The 13,247-nt window shown below is 44.5% G+C and carries 7 protein-coding genes; 3 read left to right on the top strand and 4 right to left on the bottom strand.

What is annotated here, in order from left to right; genetic code table 11:
• Positions 1-391 precede the first annotated feature (391 nt).
• The 3 genes from AC3WS5_RS06635 (at position 392) to AC3WS5_RS06645 (ending at position 3,874) form a co-directional block, all read left to right on the top strand.
• Positions 392-991 (top strand): DUF6088 family protein, encoded by a 600-nt coding sequence (locus AC3WS5_RS06635; protein ID WP_492466484.1) that lies wholly within the window; start codon positions 392-394, stop codon positions 989-991.
• A gap of 44 nt (positions 992-1,035) precedes the next feature.
• Positions 1,036-1,296, top strand: coding sequence for a hypothetical protein (locus AC3WS5_RS06640; protein ID WP_492466485.1), 261 nt, complete (start codon positions 1,036-1,038; stop codon positions 1,294-1,296).
• Positions 1,297-1,390: 94 nt separating this feature from the next.
• Positions 1,391-3,874 (top strand): glucosidase family protein, encoded by a 2,484-nt coding sequence (locus AC3WS5_RS06645; RefSeq protein ID WP_492466486.1) that lies wholly within the window; start codon positions 1,391-1,393, stop codon positions 3,872-3,874.
• Between the two features lie 350 nt (positions 3,875-4,224).
• On the opposite strand, the gene AC3WS5_RS06650 is transcribed toward AC3WS5_RS06645, so the two are convergent.
• From AC3WS5_RS06650 to AC3WS5_RS06665, 4 genes are all read right to left on the bottom strand, one after another.
• Positions 4,225-6,069: a glycoside hydrolase family 2 protein gene (locus AC3WS5_RS06650; protein WP_492466487.1), complete on the bottom strand. Its 1,845-nt coding sequence runs from the start codon at positions 6,067-6,069 to the stop codon at positions 4,225-4,227.
• Positions 6,070-6,081: 12 nt separating this feature from the next.
• Positions 6,082-7,803, bottom strand: a complete 1,722-nt coding sequence (locus AC3WS5_RS06655) for a DUF4091 domain-containing protein (protein ID WP_492466488.1) — start codon at positions 7,801-7,803, stop codon at positions 6,082-6,084.
• A gap of 12 nt (positions 7,804-7,815) precedes the next feature.
• Complete coding sequence (locus tag AC3WS5_RS06660; RefSeq protein ID WP_492466489.1) at positions 7,816-9,534, bottom strand: RagB/SusD family nutrient uptake outer membrane protein; 1,719 nt, start codon at positions 9,532-9,534, stop codon at positions 7,816-7,818.
• 76 nt (positions 9,535-9,610) lie between these two features.
• Positions 9,611-13,081, bottom strand: coding sequence for a SusC/RagA family TonB-linked outer membrane protein (locus AC3WS5_RS06665; RefSeq protein WP_492466490.1), 3,471 nt, complete (start codon positions 13,079-13,081; stop codon positions 9,611-9,613).
• Positions 13,082-13,247: the final 166 nt, after the last annotated feature.

Raw genomic sequence — 13,247 nt, forward strand, 5'->3', positions numbered from 1 at the left:
CTGGTGCCGTAATTTTTCAGGTTTAACCAGATTCACCAGCGGACAGATTTCCGGACTTGCCCTTTCTTCGATCTATGGAAATTCAGGTGACCTTTAGCTACCATGGCAAAGCTTATTCAGGTGAGTTGTCCGAGATTTTCGGAGCAGGGGGACTCTCCTACCACTTGCGGATGTTTAAAAACAAGCCTGAGCCCGGAAAATATTACATCGGATCCTTACGAATAATGAAGGACGAATTTGGAATGTGTAAACTGGGTTTTAGGGAGAGCGTATTGTCACAAATAATTGAAAGATTTGTGATGGAAATTTGTAACAAATATTTTCTGTTTTTGTTATAAAATAACGTTTGCTGTAACAAAAATTTACTAAATTTGTTACAAATCGAAGGGCAATGAGTATTGAAGAATCCATATTGAAGCACATAGAAGCTCTTCCCATGGGCGAATTGTTGCTGCCTGCTGATTTCAGCGATCTGGGATCGTCAGAAGCGGTGCGGTTGTCTCTTTTCAGGTTAGAGAAACAGGGCTTAATCAGCCGGGTGGCACAGGGCATCTATGTTCGCCCTAAAGAGAGCAGTCGAATAGGAAAATTGCTACCCACAGCCGAAGAAGTGGCCGAAGCCATTGCCAAGCGGGACCGGATACGCACCGTGCCTACCGGCAGTTATGCCTTAAACGCTCTTGGGCTGAGTACCCAGGTGCCCATGAATATTGTATTGCTCACCGATGGTTCCCCCCGGGAAATACGGGTGGGCAAGCGAAAGATCAAGTTCAAGAAGACTACGCCGAAAAACTTGCTGGCCAAAGGGAGAATAAGCGGCTTGGTTATACAGGCTTTAAAAGAAATAGGCAATGGCAAGGTAACCGAAGCGGAAGAGAAAAAGGTGGTGGACCTGCTTCGCAAAGAAGACGAAAAAGACCTGCGGCACGACATTGCCCTGGCACCAGTATGGATTCAGAAAATCATGAAAAAAGCACTGCAGGATGGCTAAGCTTGATTTTTATACCATAGACAAGGGAGCTCTATGAAACCATTGTGGCTCACCGGTACAAGTTTTCGAGAGTGGGTGATGTGGACTACAACCTGCATCATCCTATGACGCTGAATCCCACCCCAATCGAAGAAAAAATGGCAGAATGGAAAGATGATTATGCGAAAATGATGGAAGAAATGATCTATGAAGAGAACAAGCCCTCTTTTGATGATCTGATAAATAACCTGAGTGAACTCAAAACACAATTGCAGTCAGTAACCTGGCCGTTTGATCTTGAGTTTGCTGTTCCTATTCGAAATTGATAATTCGTAATCATTGCTGTCCGGGGAAAGATGCAATTTTTTCCCCAGACAGCAATGAAACAGAAACGTACCTTTCCACTTTATAACTTTTTATATGAAAATGAACTTGCCTGTAGTTTTATTTTTACTAGGGGCTCCTTTATATCTCATCGCACAAAAAGGAGTAGATCAAGACATAGCAAAGTGCGTTGTTTCTATTCACACTCAAGACGAAAACTTGAGGATGGAAATTAACTATACAGATGGATTGTATATTAGTAAGTTATATATAAAAGGAACAAACCGATTATCGCCATCCGGTGTCTATACGGATTTTTTAACCGACACATCCGTCTACACATCTAAGAAATTGCTAGTCACTCCAAAAATCTCCATACACAATAATGTGGTGAGAATAACCAATATTTTATATGGGGATGGAAACAATAATGTAGAAGAATCATGGTTGTTTTTACAAAATGATACATCGATTGAGTGGAAATTAACGCGGAAGTACCTAAGGGACGCAATACTCCAGGATATGGCTTTTCCAAAATGGAATTTCTCAAATTTATCAGTTTGGAAAGGAGGTATTATCGATAATGGCGGCGTAGTATGGTGCAAATATCTGAATACCGTTAATGATACATATGGCGTTCATACGGGCGGCGCCACTTATTGGAATGATAAAACCGGTGACGCGTTATCTGTACAGGCAAAAGCATCAAAGGGGAATCATATTGCTACCAAATATTCTCATAGTCCCAATGGCGAATTTACCAGTACACAAATTGTTACTTCGCAGCCGGTAAAACAGCGGCATGATCTAAGTCGGTTTGTGCATGCTAAGCAGGGCGTTTTTGCGCCAATTGCCGTAAAAAAAGGAACAATTTCCGCAGATCTTGTCATTCGTTATGTGGATTATAATAAATCATATGACAGAGGAGATTTAAAAAATATAAATGCTGCCGCAGTGAGAGAATTGTTAAATACCACTGCAAGATATGGAGTAGTGGATAATAATATAGTTGGGGGCAATGGCTGGATCACCAACTGGAAATGCCTGCACGAGCCCTTTTTTGCCCAGGTGGCGCTTGCTGTGGCAGATAGTAACTACACCAAAAATCTTGCAGCAACTTTAGACCAGGAACGGAATTTAGCGATACTGCCCGATGGTCGAGTCCTCTCCCGTTGGCATAACGCCCGGGGAGATGAGATTCCGGGAACTTTTAACGACACTACGGGCTATTACGAAGCGATGTGGGGCTACACCATTGATTCACAAACAGGATACGTGATCAATGTAAGTGATCTATTTAATATTAACGGAAATATTGCCTGGCTGAGAGGTCACCAAAACAGTTGCCGCAAAGCATTGGACTGGCTCATCCGTCGCGACAGTAATAATAATGGCATTTTCGAAATGATGAATAATAATATTAGCGAAGCAAAATGCAGCGACTGGCTGGATATTGTCTGGGCTTCTTTTGAAAATGCTTTTGTGAATGCACAAATGTACGACGCCCTAATAAAATGGGCAGTCTGCGAACGTATTTTAAAAAATGAAAATGTTGCTGTAAAATACGAAACAATAGCGAAGCGACTAAAAGAATCCTTTAACAAACCTATTGAAGACGGTGGATTTTGGTCTGCAACAAAAAAGCAGTTTGTTTATTGGAGAGATAATGATGGATCGGTACATGGAGATAATTTGGTGACGCCCGTTCAGTTTATGGCTATTGCTTCTGGATTATGTGATGACAATGAAAGAATCCAGGCGATTATCCATCAAATCGAAGAACGTACTGCAGCCGAGCATCTCTTTCATTGGCCCTTGTGTTTTGATTCTTTTAAGCAGGAAGAAGTACAAGGAGGGAACTGGCCTTTTCCGAAATATGAGAATGGCGACATCTTTCCTACCTGGGGTTATCTTGGTGTAAAATCGTATGTTCATTATAGTAAAGAGCTAGCTCTAAAGTACATCAGGAATCTTTTAGACCAATACCAAAAGGATGGGCTATCCTCGCAACGTTACGGTAGAACTACACAACAAGGATTAGGGGGAGATATCCTGTCAGGGATATGTACGGGCGTCACAGCGCTGTTTTCGGATATTTATGGTATCCGGCCCCGTTGGAATCGTCTGATGATCGCACCGAATTTAGTGCCGTCGCTTTGCGGAACAAATTTTAATTATAATTTACGAGGTTGCGATTATAAAATTAAACTGGACAAAAGTAATTACCAGGTTTCAACTCCTTTTTATTTGGTTAGTTGCGATACTTCTTTTGGGGTAGCAGGCGGTAAAGGTGTAGTGCTTTTTTTTCCGAAAGATCGGGATGATATATTTTTGTCGTTAAGCAATTCCTCACGAAAACCTATTTCGCTTACAGTTGGCTGCTTTAACGAGCAGGAAATCAGATTTGCTGTAAAAGAATCCGGTAGGTATAGTATGACGTTAAGCGGGCTCGCCCGAAACGCAACGTACGAATTATCCGCCAGTGGCTCCCGGAAGAAAATTAAATCGTCAAAAGAAGGTAGTCTCGTTATCGCACTGAATACCAAATCGAACGACCAAATCAGTTTAACGCGTTCTTAAATTCTATTTGGTATCAGTGAAGGTGCAACTACTTTGCCTGGTAACAGCTAATGGGCAACCTGCTGAAATAAAAAAGCCGACAAGTTTTTTATCCTGAGATAATATGAAATAGTTTTGAGTTAATCTGACAGTTGGGTTAAACCCGTGCCAGGAGAGGCTATCCCTTATAAAAGGAATGTGCGGGCCTACCTATTTTCTCTCCAGTCTAAAGAAATGCCCAGGCCAGGAATGCATTATTCAAGATTCCTTCACTACACCGAACGTTACGGTTAGCAGTACACTACACAAAACGGCTATTTTCCCGAAATCGCCAAACAGTTGGTTAAGTTAATGCTTACAACACCTCAATACTACCGGATTTCTTGATACAGTTTCTGATGTAATTCATTCAAAACTGCTTCAGGGATCTTGGCTACTTTCCTGTCATACGAAAGCAATCCGTTCGTTTCTATTTCCACATCGGTTATTTGTGTATATATTGCGGCCGAAAGCCCAAGAGGTATCAGCTTTCCCAGCTTTTGCATCAACTCTTTGTAGCGGGCGGTCAGTTCCTCGCTGTTTTTAAAACTCTGGCATCCCCAGTTCCCCTTTTCAATCCAGGTATGATTCTCAACAGGCAGTCCAAGACCGCCAAATTCACCCAACACTAATGCCTGCCTGCTGCCAAAAACCAATGGCGCCGGCATCGCAGGATCAGGATAATTATGCAGATCAGCGATATGACCAACTGGAAAATAATTACCACCGCTGGCACTGTTCACCAGTCGTGTGGAATCATTGTTCATGGTCCAGCGTGTGATATCCTCTGTTTTAAATTGTCCCCATGACTCATTAAAGGGGACCCATACCACAATACTTGGAAAGGGGCGCAACGCGTTCATAATATTTCGCCATTCGTCTCTAAAGGTTTGCTCCGAAAAAGCAGACCGTTCCTTATCGAGCCGCATTCCCGAAGTTTCTCCCAGCCGCTGTTCCCATTCAAAAGGGTAAATATCCCCGCTAGGCATGTCCTGCCATACCAACATCCCCAACCGGTCGCAATGATAGTACCAACGGGCCGGTTCCACTTTTACATGTTTGCGGATCATATTAAAGCCCATCTCCTTTGTTTTCTTAATATCAAACGCCAGCGCTTCATCTGAGGGCGCTGTGTACAAACCGTCTGGCCACCAGCCCTGATCCAGTGTGCCATACTGAAACAGGAACTTATTGTTCAGCATGATTCGTTGTATACCCTTGTTATCTGCTGCTATACTTATTTTACGCATAGCAAAATAAGAGCGCACCTGGTCCACCACTTTTCCGTTTCTGACGAGTGCTACTTCCACATCATAAAGAAACGGACTGTACGGGCTCCAATATTTGGGATCCGGTACCTGCAATGCTGCAATTGATGCAATGGCCGCACTTGTCTCCGCGATGGCCTTGCCCTCACGTAATACGCTTACCCGGAACCGGTCGCCTGGTTGCACTTCATTAACTGCTGCACTCATTCTCACAAGGCCATTATCAATATCCGGTGTGATGGTAAGCCCGGCAAAATACGTTTGGGGAACGGCTTCCAGCCAAACCGTTTGCCAGATACCAGTGACAGGAGTATACCAAATGCCCTCCGGTTTCTTTTTTTGTTTACCAATAGGCTGGGGTCCTTCATCCGTGGGATCATACACGCCAATGTCCAGCATAACCTTTTTGCTTTTACCCACATAGCTGCTGATATCTATTGTAAACGGATCATACCCGCCCCGATGGCTGCCTGCCTTTTGACCATTAATATACACCTCACACTCCCAATCTACCGCACCAAAATGCAGCAGCAGTCGTTTACCCGAAAATCCGTTGGGTACAACAATGCTGCGGTGGTACCAAAGGCGCTTTTCTTTACCCAATGTTTCTCCTACACCAGACAATGCAGATTCTATAGGGAAAGGCACCAGTATTTTCTTCCTGGTTGCAACAGGTATTGTTTGCACTTCCCTAGCGGTAACCGTATAATCCCAAAGCCCGTTCAGGTTAATCCAGTTATTATCGCGCACCAATTGCGGCCGCGGATATTCCTGAAGCACAGATCCCGGGTTTACCTGCTGCCCCCATTCACTTACCAGATGACCTTTAACTGGTTGCCAACCTGGCTGGGCAGCCAGGTAATTCACGAAATGAAAGCAGACCAGCAATAAGCAAAAATGATATTTCATAAATATGCTATTCTAATTTTCCAGTGCTTCTAAAAGATCACGACGCGCGCTACGAAAATCTTTTAGATCCTGATTATAATTATTAAATCCTGCTACCATTCTCGACGCTATTGAAAATGCCTGCCATGGGTTCTTGCGCTCCAGCATTTTAAGCAATTCATAATCGTAGATGCCATCACGCATGGTTTGCAGTCGAATAGATGGATAAAGTTTATTCAGTGCCGGATAGGCGATCCAGGCATCCCCAGCAGGAAGATAAGAGGCGGAAGTCTCATCCAACAAGGATTCTGGCGTTCCTTTTTTTGAGATATGATCCCAGGCAGCCAGCCCCCAATGTAAAAAGCCCGGCATAACATATTTAAAATTCAACCAATGCGTTAGGCGCGTCAATATTAACTGTTGCTCAATATACCGGTTGGCATAAGGCCCTACCGGATCATTACAGGTATAAAACCACAACTCCTTTTGCGGACCGGAAGCCTGTTGTAACAAGTACGGATAATTCTTTTGTAAATTATCCAATTTGGGCACCCACACATCAACATAGCCCGCAATATCATTGTCCATAACAGCTTCGATAATCTTCATGTCTGGCACAAACTTCCGTACCAGTGCCGCAATCTGCCTGTATGAGTCTACGTTCTCCGGAATCGGTTCATCGGCCACGTGGAGCATAAACCGGTCGCTCCAACCCTTGCTCTTCAAATGTTTCCAGAATTCAGGGAGGAATTGCCGGAGAAAATCAGTTGCTTTCGGATCGCCGGCCGGCAACAGTTCTTTACGCATGCCATCAACGGAACTATTACCAATGGGTACATAGATGCCAAACTCGCTTTTCCAGTCGCCTTTACTCCTGGTGGCGATCGGGTTACCTTCTATCCGCTTACTAACACCTGCTTGCTGATAAATTTCAACCATACGGTCAAACCTGCTGAAATCAAATCGATACTTGCCATTTCTTTTTTCAAATTGCAAAAGATCGATCGGCGAAATCAAAGCCACATTTTGATTATACGCAGCCACAAAAGAAGCCACCACCTTCATCAATTCCCAATAGCGTGCTGAAAATGCCTGGGGGGTAATGCCATTATTCAAAAAACGCAATTGCCCAGGTGCCGCCCAAAACCAGTTAGAAATCAACAGGCTCGTTTTTTCCACTTTTGATCGGTACACTTTTATATAGAATGGGTGACGGATCCGCTGGGTGCGGCCATTCATATTCAATAACAACTCTACAGATCCTGTGTATAAACCCGCATCGGCTGTTAGCGGAATATGAACTGACAAACGAACCATCTCTGGAATCCTGGGGTGCAACTGGAAGGAAGATACAGGAAAAACCGGGTCGGGATACCGGTTTGCGACCGACCGGATACCTTCCGGCTGCAGCCTGGAAGCAACCGGATGACCAATTGAAACATAACCTACCTTTCCAACAGACACCTCAGTCAGGGCCGTGGCACCCTTTACCGGCGCCTGCACTTTTATGGCCGTTACATCCGCTGCTTCTTTTGTATAAATCAAAAACTGCACCGTTGCATACTCCCCTCTTGCTACCAGTGCGGTATCACAAGCAGCGTAAACGGGAGCTTCGGAGTGCGGATCTCCCACTACCTTAACTAGCGGATCTATCGTTTTAAACAAAACCTCTGAGTTGGTTTGTGCATTTCCAACATTTGGGAATAATGAGGTAATGAATACACCGAGGCCGATAACAATTTCTGATAATTTCATTAGCAATAAATATTAATAATTGGGATCTTGTTTTAATAATCCACCACTCCGATCTATTTGATCCTGGGGAATTGGATAATATCTCTTTTTGGGGTTAAAGGAGATTCCGGCATATAAAGGATTAATTCTGCCCTCAAATGCAGAGTAGCTGGCGATCACGTCCTGTGCGATCCCCCATCGTACCAGATCGAAAAACCGGTGTCCTTCCATCGCAAGTTCAAGCCGCCTTTCAAACCTCAATGCATTCAGTGCTTGCTCTTTACTAGAAAAACTTTTATACAGGCCTACCTGGTAGTTTGCTGCGGGCTGCCCATTGACTGACCCGTCGATTGTCTTTGGCTGTAGCTTGGCAGCCCGCTGGCGGATCAGATTGATCAGCCGCAATCCTTCAGCCAAATTACCCCCTTCAATTTCACACTCTGCCGCCATCAGGTACACATCTGCCAAGCGTATCAGGCTTACATTCTGGGCAGTCAAAAAGGGTTGCCCCGGAACTGTTTCCACGCCGAATTTGCTTTTTGGCACCATTGTTTTCATTGCGGTAAAAGGGCCGCCAAAAACAGGATCCAGTATCCAGGCATCGCCTGGCATTACGCCATAATCCAGGAAAGACACCCCTCTTCTGCCTACAGTATAATCGAGGCGGGGATCAAAATGCAGGGAAGTATTTAAGGTATATTTTGTCTTTTCCGTTGTAGAAAGTCCGAAATCAGATTTATACGGATCATTACGGTACCCATTATCCAGGTACGGCAACCCGTCTGCATCAGTTTTAAAGGCATTCACCAAATCAAAAGTAGGTTGGAAAAAACCGCAGCAGATAGTGGGGGCATTGCCCGACATCCCGCTGAGCATATCTCCTACATTTGCATTATCCCCAGTGCCATCCGGATTTACTGAATGCTGCACGACAAATACAGACTCCGGTCCATTCTTTTTGGTTACATCAAAATTATCTGCATAATTAAGTTCCGTAATAACGGGGCGTGCCGCTATTACTTTAGTAAAGAGTGGAAGCGCTTCCGTATACTTTTTTTGATAGAGTAACAATTTTCCCAGGTAGGCAGTAGCCGCCATTTTATCAACCCTTCCCGGTTCATTGTTATATTTTGCATCGGGCAGGTTTGCCATGGCAAAACGAAAATCGCTTTCAATTTTCGGGAACACATCGCCATCGTTGGTTTGTGCCGCCGCGTCGATTACCGTCATCGTTTCATCCACGTAAGGAATCTTCTCAAACAATCTTCTCAGGAAAAAATAATAATGCCCTCTCAGCATTTTCGCCTCCGCTTCAATTTGCAGCGCACGCTCCTGTTTAAAAGCCTGCGCACCCGCCTGCACTGCCTTCAACGTGGCCAATGTATTATTGCATCTTAATATTCCCTCATAATAAGATCGCCACATAATGGCGAGATTATCATTGGCGCTGTTGGATTTGTGCTGCTCAATTAAATTCATATTGGGTTGATCTGAAGCAACGCTGCCCTTGTGGGCGTTATCAGAAGCTACTTCACCAAAAAGCCATTGACTGGGAGCTGCCGAATAGCTACCCCAGGTACCTCTAACATTTCCGTTAAGCAAACCGTAGGCTCCCGTAAGCAAAGCCTCCACTCCTGTTTGATTCTGTATCTGATCCGGCGATAACGATCCTTGCGGCTGCTTTTCCAAAAACTCCCTTTTACAACTATACAAACAGATAAAAAGTAGCACGCCGATTAAATATTTTTTCATTTTTATCAAATTGATGATTTTTTAATTTAAGGGGATTGTTAATACAACAGTACAATACCCTCCTGGTATTCATTTTTTAGAAACGGGCACTGAAACCCAACAAAAACTGGCGGCCGTTAGGATAAGATCCGTAATCTACTCCCACTGCCTGAAAGCTGCTGTTCACCTGGCTTACTTCCGGATCCGGGCCGGAATATTTGGTTATGGTAAACACATTCGTTGCCGTAGCATATAAACGAAGGCTATTAAGCCCGGTTCGTTTTTGCGTCTTTTCTCCAAGCCGAAGATCATAATCGAGTCTCACATTTTTTAGCTTCAGATAGCTCCCGTTTTGTATATAATAAGAGGAGGATGCATATTCATAATCCGAAGGGTTCCTGGTTGGGGCAGGTATGAGACTGGACTTATTTTGCAGGCTCCATGCGTTTAACATCCGCTTGCTTACTGCCCCGCCAAAAACTCCAAAGTCCGTCATGATGCGCGTGGCATCGTATATTTCATTTCCATAGCTTCCATTAAAAAACAAGGATAATGAAACGCGTTTATACGAACTGTTCGTGCCGAACGAATATATAAAATCCGGGTGCGGGGATCCAATGATCGTGCGGTCTTTCGGGTCAATGACGCCATCCCCGTTTACATCTGCATATCTAAGACCACCTACTCTGGCACCTGCATACGCCGGCCCTTTAGCGATCTCTTCTGCACTCTGATAAATTCCTGTCACCTGGTATCCATAAAACGATGAAAAAGGATATCCGGGTTTTAATATGGAGGTTGTAAGGCTTCTAAGGTCACCATAAGTTTGTTGCGTAACTGATGGGGCAAGACTAATTATCTTGTTCCGGTTGCGGCTGAAATTTATAAACACTTCTGAATTAATACCATTTTCAGACGGGTCGTTCAGGCGGTATGTAAGCCCCAGTTCGATTCCTTTATTTTCCATGTTCCCTACATTCATATAAGGTGAAGCTCCCCCGCCCACGACATGATCCGGCAACGGCATAAGGTAAAGCATATCCTTTGTCTTCCGCGTATACCAGTCCGCAATAAGAGATAATCTATTGTCCAGTAAAGTTATGTCGGCGCCAATATTCAGTGAGGAGAGCTGCTCCCACCTTACTTTGGGATTACTGTAAGCATTTTTCCAAACTCCTGTTTTCACATTGTTCCCTCCACCCAAAGCATAAGAGGAAGCACCGAGGCTGGCTTCATAAATATTCAGGTATTGAAAAGGAGGTATACGCTGATTACCCGTAATCCCATAACCCGCTCTTATTTTAAGATCGTTCAGCCAGGTATAATTTTGCATAAACGGCTCTTTCGACACCCTCCAGCCGACACCTGCAGCGGGGAAATTTCCAAACTGGTACTCATGGCCAAAGTTTGAAGAACCGTCTCTTCGCATCGTGACCGACACCAGGTATTTATCCAGGTAAGCGTAATCTGCTTTACCAAACCATGAAAAAAGTGATGCCACCGAGCCCCAGCTTCCGTTAATGATACGTGCCGTTCCTCTGTCGAGATAATAGTAGTCCGGGTTAGGTAGCAGGAAAAAGTTGAGCCTTCCACCGGTTAATATCCTGTTCCGAGAGCTGATGGCTTCGGATCCCGCTAACACAGAAAGACTATGCCCGTTGTCCGATTTGAGTTGGTATTGCAGGGTATTGGTCCATGTCCAGTTAGTATTGAATCCCTGGTTCTCATACAACGCCGTGGTACTGGCTCCGTCACTTGCTTCAAGATTTGGTGTCCACATATCCACTCCCCAGTAATTTTCGTATTCTACTCCCAGACTCGAACGTGCCATCAACCCTTTCAGTACATCCACTTCGCCATAAATGTTTCCAAAGAACCGACCACTCTTTTGAAAATTATCTTTGCTCCGGTATGCTCCAGCCATCGGGTTCTGTCCCTGCCCTACCAGTCCACCGCGAGTACCGGCAAAATTGCCCATAATATCATATACTGGCCGGATAGTCTGCGCCCGGTATGCAAACGCCATCATGGACCCCTCTCCCTGGTAGCTGCCCGGCACGTTTGCGTTAGAACCCATACCTGCATTTTCAGAGAATGCATAATAGGCGTTCTCTCCAAACCGGATATTGCCTTTTGCTGATTTGATGAGGGAATTAGCCCGGATGTTATACCGCTTAAAATAGGTATACGCCAGTATACCATTTTGTTCCAGGTAGCCGGCAGATGTCGCATAGCTGGAGTTTTCACCGCCGCCCGACGCCGTAACCTGGTAGTTTTGCATGCGTGCTTTCCGCGTTATGGCGTCAAACCAGTTCGTACCTTCTTTATTCGCCTTCGTGATCTGGTAAAACGTGGTATTATCCCTTGAATAATTATATTTTGCAGGATCTGCATCCGCAGCAGTTACATTATGCCCAACAGCCGAACCGGCAATCAGGTAGTCAGGCAACACCGGCTTCGCCCCTCCACCATATAAAACAGAGGTAGCTACTGCCGGGTCCATTCCGGCATTTCGGTAGGACTGATATACATACTCGGCGGTTTCCATGGGTGTCATCATCTTGGGAAATGCAGATTTAATTGGCGCCTGCATTCCATAATATCCGTCCAGTGCAATGACTGAGGACTGTTTCTTTCCTTTCTTTGTTGTTATAACAATTACACCATTGTTAGCCCTGGACCCATATATGGAAGCCGCAGAAGCATCTTTTAAAACCTGCATCGACTCAATATCATTAGAGTTCAGCCAGCTCAACTTACCTTCTACGGGTACCCCATCAACGACATATAACGGTTCGTTGCTGTTGATGGTGCTGTAACCCCGGATACGAATCAGCGGTGAGGCGGCCGGACTTCCGTCCACAACCACCTGCACACCCGTCACTCTTCCCTGCAGCGCTTCAATTACGCTGGCAACGGGTTGCTTGTTCAATTCCGCCATATTAGCAACTGCAACTGCACCGGTTATGGCAGACCTTCTCTGGGCAGTATATCCCGTAACCACTACCTGATCTAGTTTATTTTCAGCAGGTATCATCATTATTCCCGCAGCCGTAATATTCGCAGCCGTTACCTCCAAAGTCAAGTAGCCAACCCGGGAAAATACCAAAACAGCGTTAGGGTCTTTAACGTTAATGGAAAACGCTCCATCCTCTTTTGTTGTGGTGCCATTCGTGGTACCTTTTTCCACCACACTTACACCAGCCAGAGGCTTATTTTCTTCGTCTACCACGCGGCTGGCCACCGGCATGTTCATCTCATCCGTTTCATGACCTATGACCACGTAGAGCCCTTTATTGATTTTTTTATAGGAAAAGGAAGTATTCTGAAGCAGTTTCATCATTACATAGTCTATTGAAGCTTCCTTTGCATAAATATCTATTTTGCTTCGGTAATGTGTAACTTCGTTATCGTAAACAAAGCGGTAATCATACCGTAACTCAATATTTTTCAGTACATCAGTTATTGATGTATTCTTGAGATCAAGGCTGATACTTTTTTGCGATACCCCGTTTAATGCGATGGCATTAAAAGAATTAAAAAGAATAAAGACCGCCACAAGCTTCATAGTGAGTATAAATTTTAGCACCAAGCGTCCTGGAATTATCTTGGCAGTACAATCATATTTTTTCATATATTGCAAATGATTTAAGTTGATGGAAAATTTGCCGCACCGGCAATGGAACTGTCAATGATTACAGCGGAGAATGTTACGAGCATTTTCCGCTTTTTAT

This window comes from Niabella sp. CPT15-335-S11, assembly GCF_058792415.1.

What these genes read in the sequence shown, in the direction of transcription:
- AC3WS5_RS06660 (WP_492466489.1), bottom strand. Translation starts at nt 9,534, where the DNA reads ATGAAAAAATATTTAATCGGCGTGCTACTTTTTATCTGTTTGTATAGT.
- AC3WS5_RS06650 (WP_492466487.1), bottom strand. Translation starts at nt 6,069, where the DNA reads ATGAAATATCATTTTTGCTTATTGCTGGTCTGCTTTCATTTCGTGAAT.
- AC3WS5_RS06665 (WP_492466490.1), bottom strand. Translation starts at nt 13,081, where the DNA reads ATGAAGCTTGTGGCGGTCTTTATTCTTTTTAATTCTTTTAATGCCATC.
- AC3WS5_RS06655 (WP_492466488.1), bottom strand. Translation starts at nt 7,803, where the DNA reads ATGAAATTATCAGAAATTGTTATCGGCCTCGGTGTATTCATTACCTCA.
- AC3WS5_RS06645 (WP_492466486.1), top strand. Translation starts at nt 1,391, where the DNA reads ATGAAAATGAACTTGCCTGTAGTTTTATTTTTACTAGGGGCTCCTTTA.
- AC3WS5_RS06635 (WP_492466484.1), top strand. Translation starts at nt 392, where the DNA reads ATGAGTATTGAAGAATCCATATTGAAGCACATAGAAGCTCTTCCCATG.